General features: G+C 73.1%; 11 protein-coding genes. 10 read left to right on the top strand and 1 reads right to left on the bottom strand.

What is annotated here, in order from left to right; all coding sequences use genetic code 11:
* Window positions 1-350 precede the first annotated feature (350 nt).
* The 9 genes from leuS (at window position 351) to IE118_RS03685 (ending at window position 12505) form a co-directional block, all read left to right on the top strand.
* Complete coding sequence (leuS, locus tag IE118_RS03725) at window positions 351-3224, top strand: leucine--tRNA ligase (RefSeq protein ID WP_189555775.1); 2874 nt, start codon at window positions 351-353, stop codon at window positions 3222-3224.
* A gap of 173 nt (window positions 3225-3397) precedes the next feature.
* Window positions 3398-4144, top strand: coding sequence for a hypothetical protein (locus IE118_RS03720; protein ID WP_189555774.1), 747 nt, complete (start codon window positions 3398-3400; stop codon window positions 4142-4144).
* Window positions 4145-4281: 137 nt separating this feature from the next.
* Window positions 4282-5127, top strand: coding sequence for a DegV family protein (locus IE118_RS03715; protein WP_189555773.1), 846 nt, complete (start codon window positions 4282-4284; stop codon window positions 5125-5127).
* A 1357-nt stretch (window positions 5128-6484) separates the two neighbouring features.
* Complete coding sequence (locus IE118_RS03710; RefSeq protein ID WP_373303148.1) at window positions 6485-7192, top strand: ComEA family DNA-binding protein; 708 nt, start codon at window positions 6485-6487, stop codon at window positions 7190-7192.
* Window positions 7189-9825 carry a ComEC/Rec2 family competence protein gene (locus IE118_RS03705; RefSeq protein WP_189555771.1) on the top strand — a complete coding sequence of 879 codons (2637 nt, stop codon included), beginning with the start codon at window positions 7189-7191 and terminating at the stop codon, window positions 9823-9825. The genes IE118_RS03710 and IE118_RS03705 overlap by 4 nt, the downstream gene beginning before the upstream one ends.
* A 28-nt stretch (window positions 9826-9853) precedes the next feature.
* The gene (locus tag IE118_RS03700) at window positions 9854-10693 is read left to right on the top strand and encodes an arylamine N-acetyltransferase family protein (protein WP_189556066.1); all 840 of its coding nucleotides are present in this window, start codon (window positions 9854-9856) and stop codon (window positions 10691-10693) included.
* A gap of 23 nt (window positions 10694-10716) precedes the next feature.
* On the top strand, window positions 10717-10962 hold the full coding sequence (locus IE118_RS03695) for a hypothetical protein (RefSeq protein ID WP_189555770.1): 246 nt from the start codon (window positions 10717-10719) through the stop codon (window positions 10960-10962).
* A gap of 55 nt (window positions 10963-11017) precedes the next feature.
* The gene (gene holA, locus IE118_RS03690; protein WP_189555769.1) at window positions 11018-12007 is read left to right on the top strand and encodes a DNA polymerase III subunit delta; all 990 of its coding nucleotides are present in this window, start codon (window positions 11018-11020) and stop codon (window positions 12005-12007) included.
* A gap of 102 nt (window positions 12008-12109) precedes the next feature.
* The gene (locus tag IE118_RS03685; protein WP_189555768.1) at window positions 12110-12505 is read left to right on the top strand and encodes a nuclear transport factor 2 family protein; all 396 of its coding nucleotides are present in this window, start codon (window positions 12110-12112) and stop codon (window positions 12503-12505) included.
* A gap of 277 nt (window positions 12506-12782) precedes the next feature.
* On the opposite strand, the gene rpsT is transcribed toward IE118_RS03685, so the two are convergent.
* The gene (gene rpsT, locus IE118_RS03680) at window positions 12783-13049 is read right to left on the bottom strand and encodes a 30S ribosomal protein S20 (RefSeq protein ID WP_189555767.1); all 267 of its coding nucleotides are present in this window, start codon (window positions 13047-13049) and stop codon (window positions 12783-12785) included.
* A gap of 254 nt (window positions 13050-13303) precedes the next feature.
* Between rpsT and lepA the strand changes: the two genes are divergently transcribed.
* The gene (gene lepA / locus IE118_RS03675) at window positions 13304-15172 is read left to right on the top strand and encodes a translation elongation factor 4 (protein WP_189555766.1); all 1869 of its coding nucleotides are present in this window, start codon (window positions 13304-13306) and stop codon (window positions 15170-15172) included.
* The last annotated feature ends 101 nt before the right edge of the window (window positions 15173-15273 follow it).

Below are 15273 nucleotides of genomic sequence, written 5' to 3'. Positions count from 1 at the left end.
GCTGCCGAACTCTAAGGCTCGACGTACCGATCAGTACGAGGTTTGAGTTATTGCGCTGTTATCAAAAGACAATGTGGCCGTTGTGATGCCCGTTAGTGGTCGTTACGCGAAGTAACCTTTGACCTTGGGTCAACGCGGCGGGCGCGTGCGTCGCGGTGAGATCGGCCGCTGCGGTACCCTGACGCCATGCGTGCCGTACGCCTTCTGCTTAGCGGGCCGCGCTGATCAGTCCCGACCGCCGGTGAACGGCAGGCCGGAATCGGCGCGGCGTCCCCTCCTGTGCGAGGGGATTTTTCATTTCCGCCCAGCCGCAGCAGCAGGCAGAGACGATCGATGGAGCATTGAGGATCATGAGCGAGACGAACCCCGCAGCCGCGGAGGCCGCGCCGCACCGCTACACGGCCGCCCTGGCCGCCGAGATCGAGGCACGCTGGCAGGACTTCTGGGACGCCGAGGGGACGTACGCGGCCCCCAACCCCAAGGGCGACCTGGCGGGCGACGCGGAGCTGGCCGCCCGCCCCAAGAAGTTCATCATGGACATGTTCCCCTACCCCTCCGGTGCCGGCCTGCACGTGGGCCACCCCCTGGGGTACATCGCCACCGACGTCTTCGCCCGCTTCCAGCGCATGACCGGGCACAACGTCCTGCACACCCTGGGCTTCGACGCCTTCGGCCTGCCCGCCGAGCAGTACGCGGTGCAGACCGGCACGCATCCGCGCGTGTCCACCGAGGCCAACATGGAGAACATGAAAGCCCAGCTGCGCCGGCTGGGCCTGGGCCACGACAAGCGCCGGTCGTTCGCCACGATCGACCCGGACTACTACAAGTGGACCCAGTGGATCTTCCTGCAGATCTTCAACTCCTGGTACGACGAGGAGGCGAAGCGCGCCCGCCCGATCGCCGAGCTGGTCGAGCTGTTCGAGTCCGGTGAGCGCCCGCTGCCCAGCGACCGCTCCTGGAACGAGCTGGACGAGGCCGAGCGCGCCGACGTGCTGGGCGGGTACCGCCTGGCCTACGCCTCCGACGCGCCCGTCAACTGGTGCCCCGGTCTGGGCACCGTGCTGGCCAACGAGGAGGTCACCGCCGACGGCCGCTCCGAGCGCGGCAACTTCCCCGTCTTCAAGGCCAAGCTGCGCCAGTGGAACATGCGCATCACCGCCTACGCCGACCGGCTGCTGGACGACCTGGAGGCCCTGGACTGGCCCGAGGCGATCAAGCTGCAGCAGCGCAACTGGATCGGCCGCTCCGAGGGCGCCCGCGTCGGCTTCCCCATCGACGGCGAGAACATCACCGTCTTCACCACCCGTCCCGACACCCTGTTCGGCGCCACCTACATGGTGCTGGCGCCCGAGCACCCGCTGGTGGAGAAGTTCACGCCCCAGGAGTGGCCCGAGGGCACCCACCGGGTGTGGACCGGCGGCCACGCGACACCGGCCGAAGCCGTCGCCGCCTACCGCGCGCAGGCCGCCTCCAAGTCCGACGTCGAGCGGCAGGCCGAGGCCAAGGACAAGACCGGCGTCTTCATCGGCGCCTACGCCACCAACCCGGTCAACGGCGAACAGGTCCCCGTCTTCATCGCCGACTACGTGCTGATGGGCTACGGCACCGGCGCCATCATGGCCGTACCGGCGGGCGACCAGCGCGACTTCGAGTTCGCGCGCGCCTTCGAGCTGCCGATCCGCTGCATCGTCGAACCGACCGACGGCCGCGGTACCGACACCTCCACGTGGGAGACCGCCTTCTCCTCCCACGACGCGAAGATCGTCAACTCGTCGAACGACGAGGTCTCCCTGGACGGTCTGGGCGTCGCCGAGGCCAAGACCCGCATCATCGACTGGCTGGAGCGCGGCGGCCACGGCGAGGGCACCGTCAACTTCCGCCTGCGTGACTGGCTGTTCAGCCGCCAGCGCTACTGGGGCGAGCCCTTCCCGATCGTCTACGACGAGGACGGCGTCGCCCACGCCCTGCCCGAGTCGATGCTGCCGCTGGAGCTGCCCGAGGTCGAGGACTACAGCCCCCGCACCTTCGACCCGGACGACGCCGACACCCAGCCCGAGACGCCGCTGTCCCGCAACGCGGACTGGGTGAACGTCACCCTGGACCTGGGCGACGGCCGCGGCCCGCGCCGGTACCGCCGCGAGACCAACACCATGCCCAACTGGGCCGGTTCCTGCTGGTACGAGCTGCGCTACCTGGATCCGCACAACTCCGAGAAGCTGGTCGACCCGGAGATCGAGCAGTACTGGATGGGCCCGCGCGAGGGCATGCCGCACGGCGGTGTCGACCTGTACGTCGGCGGCGCCGAGCACGCCGTGCTGCACCTGCTGTACGCCCGTTTCTGGTCCAAGGTGCTGTTCGACCTGGGGCACGTCTCCTCGGCGGAGCCGTTCCACAAGCTGTTCAACCAGGGCATGATCCAGGCCTACGTCTACCGCGACAGCCGGGGCATCGCCGTGCCGGCCGCCGAGGTGGAGGAGCGCGACGGCGGCTACTGGTACCAGGGCGAGCGGGTCTCCCGGCTGCTGGGCAAGATGGGCAAGTCCCTGAAGAACGCGGTCACTCCGGACGAGATCTGCGCCGAGTACGGCGCCGACACCCTGCGCCTGTACGAGATGGCCATGGGGCCGCTGGACGTGTCGCGGCCGTGGGACACCCGCGCGGTGGTCGGCCAGTTCCGGCTGCTCCAGCGGCTGTGGCGCAACATCGTCGACGAGTCGACCGGCGAGGTGACCGTCGCCGACACCGACGAGGTCGACGAGGACACCCTGCGCGCCCTGCACAAGGCGATCGACGGGGTGCGCGGCGACCTGGAGGGCATGCGCTTCAACACCGCCATCGCCAAGGTCACCGAGCTGAACAACCACCTGACCAAGCGGGGAGGTCCGCTGCCGCGCACGGTCGCGGAGTCCCTGGTGCTGCTGGTCGCCCCGCTGGCCCCGCACATCGCGGAGGAACTGTGGCGCAAGCTGGGCCACACCGACTCGGTGGTGCACCGGGACTTCCCGGTGGCCGACCCGGCGTACGTGGTCGACGAGACGGTGACCTGCGTCGTGCAGATCAAGGGCAAGGTCAAGGCGCGCCTGGAGGTGTCCCCGGACATCTCCGAGGACGAGCTGGAGAAGACCGCCCTGGCCGACGAGCGCGTCGTCGCGGCACTGGACGGCGCCGGCATCCGCAAGGTGATCGTGCGGGCGCCGAAGCTGGTGAACATCGTCCCGGCGTGAGGTGAGCGTGAGGTGATCGCGCGGGGCCGGGCGTCCGCCAACCCGGCTCCGGGTGGTCCCCTACGGGCAGGTTCGGGGTTCCGGCGGAACTCCTGACCTGCCCGTTGCGTTTACCGTTGAAGAGCGGCGCGCAGTGCGCCGGTACAGGCCGAAGGGCCCGGAGGAGGAGCCTCGTGGAAGCGGTGTTCGCAGTGGTCGCCCTGCTCTTCGTGCTCTGTGTGGTGCTCGGCGTCTACGCCACGGTGAAGGCCGTCGGCGCCGCCAAGCGCAGTGCCGACCGGCACATCACCCAGGCCCGCCGCACGGTCGAGGACCACACCCTGCGGGCCAAGGCCTTCGCCCAGAGCGGCCCGGCCGGGGAGATCGCCCAGCTCCGCCTCAAGCTGCGCACCTCCATGCGGGCCACGCAGGACGCGCTGGAGGCCGCCGCGGCCGAGGACGAGTCGGTCAAGGAGTCCCTCGGTCTCTTCCAGCGCCTCAGCGCCCACGGCCACGAACTGGACGGCGAGCTCAGGCGACTGGAGTCCGAACCGGACCGCACCACCCTCTCGGCGCGCCTGCCCGAGCTGCGCGAGCGCACCGAGCGCATCACGGGCTCCGCCGACTCCCTGCGCTGGGCGGTCCGCGACCGCGCCCACCGCTACTCCGGCGACGACCTGGACTCCCTGACCGGGCAGATCGACGTGGAGACCGGGGCCCTGCGCCACTGGACCACCACGGAACAGCCGGCCGCGCCCCCGCGCTGGCCCGAGGCCCCCGCCGCCGACGCCCCGGCGGCCGGCCAGTCCTGGCCGGGAACGCCGGAGACCGCCCCCGGGCCGCAGCCCGAGCAGGACACCGCGCGCCCCGCCCTCGACCCGCCCGCGCCGCGACCCACCTACCCCTGGCAGAAGAAGCCGCGCCCCGAGAGCACCACGTGAGGACCGCCCGGGCGTCGGACCGGGTCTGTCCGAGCGGGGACCGGGACCGTTCGAGCGGCGTGTGATCCGGCCACGGCCGGACACGGCCCGCCGGGCCGGGCTGCCGCACGGGCACTACGCCAGGTAACCTCCAGCTCATGTCCCGCCATGTCGCGATCGTCACCGATTCAACGGCCTACCTTCCGGCCCGGACGATGGAGCGGCACCGCATCACGGCGGTACCCCTGACCGTGGTGCTCGGCGACCGCGCCCTCGAAGAGGGCACCGAGATCTCCACCCGTTCCCTCGCCCAGGCTTTGCAGAAGCGGCGCCCGGTGACGACGTCCCGGCCCGGCCCCGCGGTCTTCGCCGAGACCTACCGCAGGGCCGCCGAGTCCGGCGCGACCGGAATCGTTTCGCTGCACCTCTCCGCCGAGCTCTCCGGCACCTACGACGCGGCCGTCGTCGCCGCCCGCGAGGCACCGGTGCCGGTCCGGGTGGTGGACACCGGCATGATCGCCATGGCGCTCGGGTTCTGCGCGCTGGCCGCGGCGGAGGCCGCGGAGGCGGGCGGCACCGTCGACGACGCGGTCACGTCCGCGGAGAAAAGGGCGGCTGCCACGTCGGCCTACTTCTACGTCGACACGCTCGACTATCTGCGCCGGGGCGGCCGGATCGGTGCCGCGCAGGCCCTGCTGGGCTCGGCGCTCGCGGTCAAGCCGCTGCTGCAACTGGCGGGCGGCCGCATCGAACCACTGGAGAAGGTGCGTACGGCGTCCAAGGCGATCGCCCGCCTGGAGGAGATCGCGGCCGACCGGGCGGGCGGCGCGGAGGTCGACGTCGCCGTCCACCACCTCGCCGCCCCCGACCGGGCCTCCGCCCTCGCGGAACGGCTGCGGACCCGGCTGCCGGGCCTGGCGGAGCTGCACGTCAGCGAAGTGGGCGCGGTGATCGGGGCGCACACGGGCCCCGGGCTGCTGGGGGTCGTGGTCTCGGCCCGGTGAGGCCGGTCCGCTCGTACGGGTGACGGAGTTGTCCACAAGCGGCCGGTGATCCACGGAATTACACCGGGATCTGCGCGGATGGGCCGGTGTGCCGGATCCTCCTCGCATGGCACTTCGATCACGTTCACGCACGGCGACCCCGACCGGCGGACCGGGCCGCGGCCCCGGATCCGACAGCCGCGCCCGCCACCGCCGCGACGACAGGCCCCGGTCCCGGGCACGACACGCACGGCACGCCTCGGCGGAGGAACTCCGGCGGCGGGCGGATGCCCTGTTCGGTGAGGACGGCGACGAAGAGGGTCCGGGTTCGACCGTTCCTACTGCTCCGGCCGCTCCTACCGTCCCGGCCGCCTCGGCCGGTGGCCGGACCGCCAGGCCGGTGCCGAGCTGGGCAGCGGACGGACCAGGGCACGGGGGGCGGGCCGGGGGACCGGCGGCTGATGCCGATAGGCCTCGCCCCGCCCGGACGTCGAAGGGTCCGGCAGGTGACCGTGGGGCTTCCGCTCCTCGACTCGCGCAGGGCGCCGGGGAAGCCCGGCCGGCGGAGGGCACCGGGGAAGCGCGGCTGCCGGAGGGCGCCCGCGGGATGCCGGTGGACCGTGAGGCCGCCGTGAACCGCGCCCGGGCGGACCGACGGGCAGCGGTGGCCCGCGCGTTCGCCCCGGGCCGCCCGGCGCCCGCGGCGGCGGGCGGGGGGAGGGACGCCCCGGCGCGGGACCGCCGTGCGGCCGTGGCGCCTCTTCCGGCCTCGGGGAGCTCCGGTGCTCCTCGACGCACGGCTGGTGCGCGGCGCGTGGTGATGGTGGACCCACGGGCGTTGGTGGCGGCTTCGCTCGGGCCGGGGCACGCGGCTGGCCGCCCAGGCGCTGCCAGTGGGGGTGGCATGGCGGACGGACGGGCGGCCGTGGCACCGCCTGGGCTCTCGGGCGGTTCCGGTGTCCGTCCACGTGCGACTGCCGGGGATCACGTGCCGGTGGACCGGCGGGCGGTCGTGGCACCCCTGTGGCCGGCGGAAGCTTCGAGTACTAACCCGCGCGGGGCTGTTGAGGGCGGCCCGGTGCGGGCGGACCCGTCAGCGGCCCCGGGGCGTCCGGGGAAAGCGGGCCGGACGGTCGCCCAGGAGCCTCCGCCGCACCGCCCCGATCGGGGCGCGGGTCGGACGAACGGCAGTCCTCCTCCTCCCGATCCGGGCACGGACCGGGTGAACGGCAATCCTCCTCCTCCCCATCCGGGCACGGACCGGGCGGGCGGCGGCTCGGACTCCGTCGACCGCGGGGCGCCCGGGGGAGTGCCCGAACCGGGGCCTCCCGCTCGCCGCGACCCGGACTGGCCCCCGGTCCGGCGACCGGACCGGGCCGTGCTCGCGTTGCGGGAGCGACTGCCGCTGTGGGTGCAGACGCGCTGCGGCCTGGAGCGGCGCAGCGTGCTCGCCCTGTCGGCGCTGCTCGTGCTGGTCCTCGGCTTCGCCGTGCAGCACTTCTGGTCGGGCCGCACCCAGCCGGTGCGGCCCCCGGAAGTGGTCCGGGCGGCCGACCCCGGCGAGGAGCGCACGGGAACGGCGGACGGACCGCCGCCGGCACGGGCAGCGGCCCCGGCGGGCTCCGGCGGCCCGGCGGCAGCCGAGATCGTGGTCGACGTCGGCGGCAAGGTGCGGGAGCCGGGAATCCACCGCCTGCCGGCCGGCTCCCGCGTCGAGGACGCACTCCGTGCGGCCGGCGGGGTCCGCCCCGGCACCAGGACGGACGCCCTCAACCGGGCCCGCTTCCTCGTCGACGGCGAACAACTGGTCGTCGGAGCCCCGGCACCGCCGGGCGCGGGGGCGGCCGCCCCCGGCAGCGCCCCCGGCGCGGCCACGGCAGCCGGCGGCCCCGTCGCCCCGGTGTCCCTCGGCACCGCCACCCTCGACCAGCTCGACAGCCTTCCCGGAGTCGGCCCCGTGCTGGCCCAGCACATCATCGACTACCGCACCCAAAACGGCGGTTTCCGCTCGGTGGACGAACTCCGCGAGGTCAACGGCATCGGCGAACGCCGCTTCGCGGACCTCCGGGACCTCGTCCGGCCATGACGGCACCCCGTACGGCCGCGGACACCGGGGCGACGAACCCGGCAACCCCGACCGCCGTCACCACCACTGCCGGCACTGTCGGCACTGCCGCTGCCGCCTCCACCCGCCCCACCGTCCACGCCGCCTCCGGCCGGCGGCTGGGTGCCGCGCATCCGCGGCAGGAGGGCCCGCCCGACCTCCGGCTGGTCCCGCCGGCCCTGGCCGCGTGGGCCACGGCGGCCCTGACGCTGCACGCGCCGCCCACCTCCGTGGTGACGGCCGTGGGCCTCTGCCTGCTGACGGCCGGCGCGCTCCTCGCGACCCGCAGCCGCCTCACGGAGCGAGCCCGCGCCACCGCCCACGCCACGGCCGCCGTGCTGCTCTGTGTGGCCGCCGCGGCGGGATCGGCGGGCCTGCACGGCGCGGACCTGCGGCGCGGCCCCGTCCCCGCGCTCGCGGGGGAGTACGCGCGGGTCACCGCGGAGGCCGTCGTCACCGCCGACCCCCGGCTCACCCGGCCCAGGGTCAGCGGGAACCGCATGGCCCCGGCGTCCGTACTGATCGAGGCCGACGTCCGGCGCGTGGAGCGGGCCGGAGAAGGGGCGCAGGAGACCCGCGCACCCGTCCTCCTGATCGTCGACACACCCCCGGGCGCACCCGCCACGCCCCACGACGACCGGAGCTCCTCCCCCTCTTCCTCTTCCTCCCCGTCCCCATGGCTCCGCCTGCTCCCCTCCACCCGACTGCGGGTCGAGGCCAGGCTCGCTCCGGCCCGGGCGGGCGGCGACCGGTTCGCGGCCGTCCTGCGGGTGAAGGGCCGCGACGGGCCCGAGACCGTGAGCGGGCCCTCCGGGCCGCAGCGGCTGGCGGGCCGGCTGCGGGCCGGGCTGCGGGAGGCCACCGACGGACTGCCGGCCGACGCCCGGGCGCTGCTGCCCGGGCTGGTCGTCGGCGACACCGCCAGAATCACCCCGGAGCTGGACGAGGCGTTCCGGGAGACCGACCTCACCCACACACTCGCCGTCTCCGGCGCCAACTTCACCATCCTCCTCGCCCTGCTCCTCGGCCCGCCCGGTCTGGCCCAGAACGCCGAACGCCGCGGACTCGCCCCCCGTCTCGGCGTCTCCCTGCGGGGCACGGCACTGCTGGGCGCCGCTCTCTCCCTCGGCTTCGTCGTCGTCTGCCGGCCCGACCCCAGCGTGCTGCGGGCCGCGGCCTGCGGATCCGTCGCCCTGCTCGCGCTCGCCACCGGCCGCCGCAGATCGCTCGTCCCCGCCCTGGCCACGGCCGTGCTGCTCCTGGTGCTCTACGACCCCTGGCTGGCCCGTGGTTACGGCTTCCTCCTCTCCGTACTGGCCACCGGAGCGCTGCTCACCCTCGCTCCCCGCTGGAGCACGGGACTGCGCCGCAGAGGCGTACCGCCCCGCCTGGCGGAGGCGCTGGCCGCCGCGGGCGCGGCCCAGGCGCTCTGCGCACCCGTGGTCGCCGTGCTCGCCGCGCGGGTGAGCCTGGTGGCGATCCCGTGCAACCTGCTGGCGGAGTTCGCGCTCGCCCCGGCCACGGTGCTGGGCTTCCTCGCCCTCGCCACGGCGCCCGTCGCGATGCCGGCGGCGCAGGCACTGGCCTGGTGCGCGAGCTGGCCCGCGGAGTGGATCGCCGAGGTCGCCAGAACCGGTGCCGCACTGCCAGGCGCGGGCGTGGACTGGCCCGGCGGATGGGCCGGAGCGGCAGCGCTCGGCGCCACCACCCTCGTGGCGCTGTCCGTGGGCCGCCGGCTCCTGGCACACCCCTGGTGGTGCGGTGCCTGCGCCCTCCTGCTGGTCCTGCTGGTGGTGCAGCCCCGCCCGCTCACCGAGGCGATCACGGGCTGGCCGCCCCCGGACTGGCGGATGGTGATGTGCGACGTGGGGCAGGGCGACGCGATGGTGCTGGCGGCGGGGGAGGGGGCCGCCGTGGTCGTCGACGCGGGCCCCGAACCCGCCCTCGTGGACCGCTGTCTGCGCTCCCTCGCCGTCACCAGCGTCCCGCTCGTCGTCCTGACCCACTTCCACGCCGACCACGTGGCGGGCCTGCCCGGTGTCCTGCGCGGACGCGAGGTGGGCGCCGTCGCGACCACGGCCCTGGAGGAGCCCGCCGGCCAGGCCGCGTTCGTACGGAGACTCGCCGCCGCCCGGCACATCCCCCTGACCCGCGCCGCCGCCGGTGAGGTCCGCCGCGCGGGCGGCCTGTCCTGGGAGGTGGTGTGGCCGCCGTCCGGCGGCCATCCGGCATCGGAGGGACCGAACGACGCCAGCGTGGCCATGCTGGTCCGCACGGCCGGTCTGCGCCTGCTGCTGCTCGGCGACCTCGAACCACCGGCCCAGCGGGCCCTGGCCGGATCGGCGGCGGCCCGGAGCCTGGCCGGCGTGGACGTCCTCAAGGTCGCCCACCACGGCTCCGCCCACCAGGACCCGGGCCTGCTGCGCCTGGCGGACCCGCGGCTGGCGCTGATCAGCACCGGCCGGGACAACACCTACGGACACCCGGCGCCCGGCACCGTCGCCGCGCTGCGCGCCCGGGGAGCGCGCGTGCTGCGGACCGACCGGGACGGGGCGCTGGCGGTGACCGGGGGTGGGGAAGACGGGAGCGGAGAACTCGCTGTGGCGCGACACTGAGGGCATGACTGACGGCATGACTGGTGGCATGAACACCGCGGCGATCGACGCCTATCTGCGCCGGCTGGGCGCCGGACAGCCCGCCTGGCCCACCGTGGACGCCCTGCGCGAGCTGCACCTGCGGCACCTGAGGACCGTGCCGTTCGAGAACCTGTCCATCCACCTCGGCGAGGAGATCGTGCTCGACGAGAAGCGGCTGCTGGACAAGGTCGTGGAGGCCGGGCGGGGCGGATTCTGCTACGAACTCAACGGCGCGTTCGCGGCGTTGCTCGCCGCGCTCGGTTACGACGTCACCCTGCTCGCCGCGCGGGTGTACGGGGAAGGGGGCCGGCTCGGCATCCCCTACGACCATCTCGCGCTGCGGGTACGGACGGTCGACGGCGGCGACCGGCTGGTCGACGTCGGCTTCGGGGCTCACTTCCACCTCCCGCTCGCCTTCGGGGAGCGGGGCGAGCAGCAGGATCCCGGCGGCACCTTCCGGATCGTCGAGGCCGGGGCCGACGCGGCCGGGGTGCGCGGCGGGCACCACACGGTGGAGGCCGCGGACCTGGACGTGATCCACGACGGCCGGCCGGTGTACCGCCTGGAGGTGAGGCCGAGGGTGCTCGACGACTTCACGGTCGGCTCCTGGTGGCACAGCAGCTCGCCGGCCTCGCACTTCTCGCGGTCCCTCGTGTGCTCGCGGATCACCGACGACGGAGGGCGGATCACGCTCAGCGGCCGCCGGTTCACGGTCACCTCGCCCGACGGGACCCGGCAGCAGCGGGAGGCCGGGACGGACGAGGAGGTGCTGGCGCTCTACCGGGACCGGTTCGGGATCACGCTGGACACCGTGCCGACGGTGCGGGACACCGGCGGGAGCGACTGATCCCGTACCGGACAATGGCCCGTGTGAGTGATGTGCGACATGTGCTGGTGCTGCCCGACCGCGACGCCGCGGAGGAGGTGGCCGAGGCGCTCGGGGAACGGTTCGGCGTGGTCGAGGAACCGCGGCTGGTGCGGGACGCGCTCGCCGGGGAGGACGACGCGGAGGACGCGCAGTGGCTCGTCGTCCTGCGGGACGAGGCGGAACGGCTCGACCCCGGTGAGCTGAACGAGTTCGTCGCCGCGTGGGAGGGCTGGCGGGAGGAGCCGTAGCGGGACCGCGGACGTCCGGGCGGCGTTGTCGGTGGTGCGTGGGATGCTTGTCGCGATGGCCAGGAAGACCGCATCCGACGACCTCCTCGCCCCGGTGACGCTCGCCGTGGGCCAGGAGGACCTGCTGCTCGACCGTGCCGTGCAGGAGGTGGTGGCCGCTGCGAGGGCCGCCGACGCCGACACGGACGTCCGCGACCTGACCCCGGACCAGCTCCAGCCCGGCACCCTCGCCGAGCTGACCAGCCCGTCGCTCTTCGCCGAGCGCAAGGTCGTCGTCGTGCGCAACGCGCAGGACCTGTCGGCGGACACCGTCAAGGACGTCAAGGCGTACCTCGGGGCGCCCGCCGAGGAGATCACCCTCGTGCTGCTGCACGCGGGCGGCGCCAAGGGCAAGGGACTGCTCGACGCGGCGCGCAGGACCGGGGCGCGCGAGGTGGCGTGCCCCAAGATGACCAAGCCGGCGGACCGGCTGGCGTTCGTGCGGGGCGAGTTCCGCACCACCGGGCGCTCGGCCACCCCGGAGGCCTGCCAGGCGCTGGTCGACGCGATCGGCAGCGACCTGCGGGAGCTCGCCTCGGCGGTGTCCCAACTGGTCGCGGACGTCGAAGGAACCATCGACGAGGAGGTCGTCGGCCGCTACTACACCGGCCGGGCCGAGGCGTCGAGCTTCACGGTCGCCGACCGGGCCGTCGAGGGCCGCGCGGCGGAGGCCCTGGAGGCGCTGCGCTGGTCCCTGTCGACCGGGGTGGCCCCGGTGCTGATCACCAGCGCGCTGGCCCAGGGCGTGCGGGCGATCGGCAAACTGTCGTCGGCGCGCGGCGGCAGGCCCGCCGACCTCGCCCGGGAACTGGGCATGCCGCCGTGGAAGATCGACCGGGTCCGGCAGCAGATGCGCGGTTGGACCCCGGACGGCGTGGCCGTGGCGCTGCGCGCGGTCGCCGAGGCCGATGCCGGGGTGAAGGGCGGCGGGGACGACCCGGAGTACGCCCTGGAGAAGGCGGTCGTCACCATCGCGCGGGCGGCGAGGTCGAGGGGACGGGCGTAGCGGCCCGCCGGATCGGCTGACCGAGTGGCCCTCCCGCCCCCCGGGGGAGGAGAATCGGACGTATCAGCTCAGGTCGCCGGACAGGGAAAGGCGGCGAGCGACATGGCTGAACACCCGAACGCACAGCTCGTCCGCAAGGGCTATGAGGCGTTCACGCGTGGGGACATGGACACCTTGCGCGGCCTGATGACGGCCGACGCCACGCATCACGTGCCCGGGACCGGGATCCTCTCGGGCGACCACAAGGGCCAGGACGCGATCCTCGACGTCTACCGGCGGCTCGGTGAGGAGACCGGCGGGACGTTCCGGGTCGAGCTGCGGCAGGTCCTGGTCGACGGCAGGGGCCACGCGGTCACGCTGCACCACTTCACCGCCGACCGGCGGGGAAAGCACATCGACGACGACGGAGGCATCGTCTTCCGGATCGTCGGGGACCGGATCACCGACCTCGACGAGTGCGTCGCGGACCTCGACGCGACGAACGCCTTCTGGTCGTAGCGCCGTAGCGCCGTAGCGCCGTAGCGCCGTAGCGCCGTAGCACCGTAGCGCCGCAGCGCCATGACGTCCGGACCCGGGCGTCACGCGCCCGGGTCCCGGACCGCCGAAGGCCCCGTCCGCCACCCTGGGGAAGGGTGAGGGACGGGGCCTTCGGATGAAGCTGCTGAGCCCGTACCCGCGTGGCGAACGCAGGCCGCGTACGAGCTCGGGGTGCCGGCCGGGGGCGGAGAGAGAGGGCCCGCCCGGAGTCCCGCCGGCGATCAGATCACAGGGTTGTTCAGCCCTTGACGGCCGCGACCTTCTGCGCCAGCGCCGACTTCTTGTTGGCGGCCTGGTTCTTGTGGATGACGCCCTTGGAGACGGCCTTGTCGAGCTGACGCGCGGCGGCGCGCTGGTACTCGGTGGCCTTCTCGGTGTCACCCGCGGCGGCGGCCTCGCGGGCCTTGCGGATCGCGGTCTTCAGAGAGGACTTGACGGCCTTGTTGCGCAGCCGCGCCTTCTCGTTGGTCTTGTTCCGCTTGATCTGGGACTTGATGTTCGCCACGAATGAGCCTCTACAGGTTCTGGCACGGGGCCGCACGGGAGCCGCACGGTCCGTACCGGGTGATTTTCCAGAAGACGTGCCTCGCACCGAGAGGGCATGAGACACAGCCCTCCACACTACCAGCGGCCCATTCGGTGGCCCAAACCCGTCCCCGGTCCCCGCGCGTGGGACGATGGAAGCTACGTATCGATCCGACCCGAGACCGCAGACGGACAAGCACACGTATGCGGACGCCTCAAGAATCAGGACCCTGCGTGCCCGCGATCCCCAGCCATGTGCCCGAGCCGAGCCGTACCGACCCGGCGCTGATCCGCAACTTCTGCATCATCGCCCATATCGACCACGGCAAGTCCACGCTCGCCGACCGGATGCTCCAGCTGACCGGAGTGGTCGAGCAGCGGCAGATGCGCGCTCAGTACCTCGACCGCATGGACATCGAGCGCGAGCGCGGCATCACGATCAAGTCCCAGGCCGTGCGCCTGCCGTGGGCGCCGACCCACGACAAGGGCAACACGCACATCCTCAACATGATCGACACCCCCGGGCACGTCGACTTCACCTACGAGGTGTCCCGGTCCCTCGCCGCCTGCGAGGGCACGATCCTCCTCGTGGACGCCGCCCAGGGCATCGAGGCGCAGACCCTCGCCAACCTCTACCTGGCGATGGAGAACGACCTCACGATCATCCCGGTGCTCAACAAGATCGACCTGCCGGCCGCGCAGCCGGAGAAGTTCGCCGAGGAGCTGGCGAACCTGGTCGGCTGCGACCCGGACGACGTGCTCAAGGTGTCCGCGAAGACCGGTATGGGCGTCGAGGCGCTGCTGGACCGCGTGGTCGCCGAGGTCCCCGCCCCGGTCGGCGTCAAGGACGCCCCCGCCCGCGCGATGATCTTCGATTCGGTCTACGACTCCTACCGCGGTGTCGTGACGTACGTCCGTGTCATCGACGGCCAGCTCAACAAGCGCGAGCGCATCCGGATGATGTCCACCGGCGCCACCCACGAGCTGCTGGAGATCGGCACCAACTCGCCGGAGATGCTGTCGGCCGACGGCCTCGGCGTCGGCGAGGTGGGCTACCTGATCACGGGTGTGAAGGACGTCCGCCAGTCCAAGGTCGGTGACACCGTCACCAGCCAGCACAAGGGCGCCGAGGAGGCGCTGGGCGGCTACAAGGACCCCAAGCCCATGGTGTTCTCCGGCCTCTACCCCCTCGACGGCTCCGACTACCCGGAGCTGCGCGAGGCCCTCGACAAGCTCCAGCTCAACGACGCGGCCCTGGTGTACGAACCGGAGACCTCCGCCGCCCTCGGCTTCGGCTTCCGCGTCGGTTTCCTCGGCCTGCTGCACCTCGACGTGATCCGCGAGCGCCTGGAGCGCGAGTTCGGCCTCGACCTGATCGCCACCGCGCCGAACGTGGTCTACCGGGTCCTCATGGAGGACGGCACCGAGCACACCGTCACCAACCCGAGCGAGTTCCCCGAGGGGAAGATCAGCGAGGTGTACGAGCCGGTCGTGCGGGCCACCATCCTGGCGCCCAGCGAGTTCATCGGCTCGATCATGGAGCTGTGCCAGACCCGGCGCGGCGTGCTGCTCGGCATGGACTACCTCTCCGAGGACCGGGTGGAGATCCGCTACACCCTGCCCCTCGCGGAGATCGTCTTCGACTTCTTCGACCAGCTGAAGTCCAAGACCCGCGGCTACGCCTCCCTGGACTACGAGCCCACCGGCGAGCAGACCTCCAGCCTGGTCAAGGTCGACATCCTGCTGCACGGCGACAAGGTGGACGCGTTCTCCGCGATCACCCACAAGGACGCGGCGTACGCGTACGGCGTGCGGCTCGTCGCCAAGCTGCGCGAGCTCATCCCGCGCCAGGCCTTCGAGGTGCCCATCCAGGCCGCCATCGGCTCGCGGGTCATCGCCCGCGAGACCATCCGCGCCATCCGCAAGGACGTCCTCGCCAAGTGCTACGGCGGTGACATCTCCCGCAAGCGGAAGCTGCTGGAGAAGCAGAAGGAGGGCAAGAAGCGGATGAAGATGGTGGGCTCCGTGGAGGTCCCGCAGGAGGCCTTCATCGCCGTGCTGTCGAGCGACGAGAGCGCGGGTTCGGGCAAGGCCAAGAAGTAGCCGGAGGTTACCGCGGGTCACTCCGCGAACCGGGCGGAACGGGGGTCCGTCGCACGTCGGTGCGGCGGGCCCCCGCGCGCATCGGGGGTGGTCCTCTGTAT

Origin of the sequence: Streptomyces pilosus, from assembly GCF_014649835.1 — a bacterium.
Classification (GTDB): domain Bacteria; phylum Actinomycetota; class Actinomycetes; order Streptomycetales; family Streptomycetaceae; genus Streptomyces; species Streptomyces pilosus.
Note: the sequence above shows the minus strand (reverse complement) of the source record. Positions and strands in the feature narration are given on the sequence as shown.

What these genes read in the sequence shown, in the direction of transcription:
- leuS (WP_189555775.1), top strand. Translation starts at nt 351, where the DNA reads ATGAGCGAGACGAACCCCGCAGCCGCGGAGGCCGCGCCGCACCGCTAC.
- IE118_RS03715 (WP_189555773.1), top strand. Translation starts at nt 4,282, where the DNA reads ATGTCCCGCCATGTCGCGATCGTCACCGATTCAACGGCCTACCTTCCG.
- IE118_RS03705 (WP_189555771.1), top strand. Translation starts at nt 7,189, where the DNA reads ATGACGGCACCCCGTACGGCCGCGGACACCGGGGCGACGAACCCGGCA.
- IE118_RS03700 (WP_189556066.1), top strand. Translation starts at nt 9,854, where the DNA reads ATGAACACCGCGGCGATCGACGCCTATCTGCGCCGGCTGGGCGCCGGA.
- holA (WP_189555769.1), top strand. Translation starts at nt 11,018, where the DNA reads ATGGCCAGGAAGACCGCATCCGACGACCTCCTCGCCCCGGTGACGCTC.
- IE118_RS03685 (WP_189555768.1), top strand. Translation starts at nt 12,110, where the DNA reads ATGGCTGAACACCCGAACGCACAGCTCGTCCGCAAGGGCTATGAGGCG.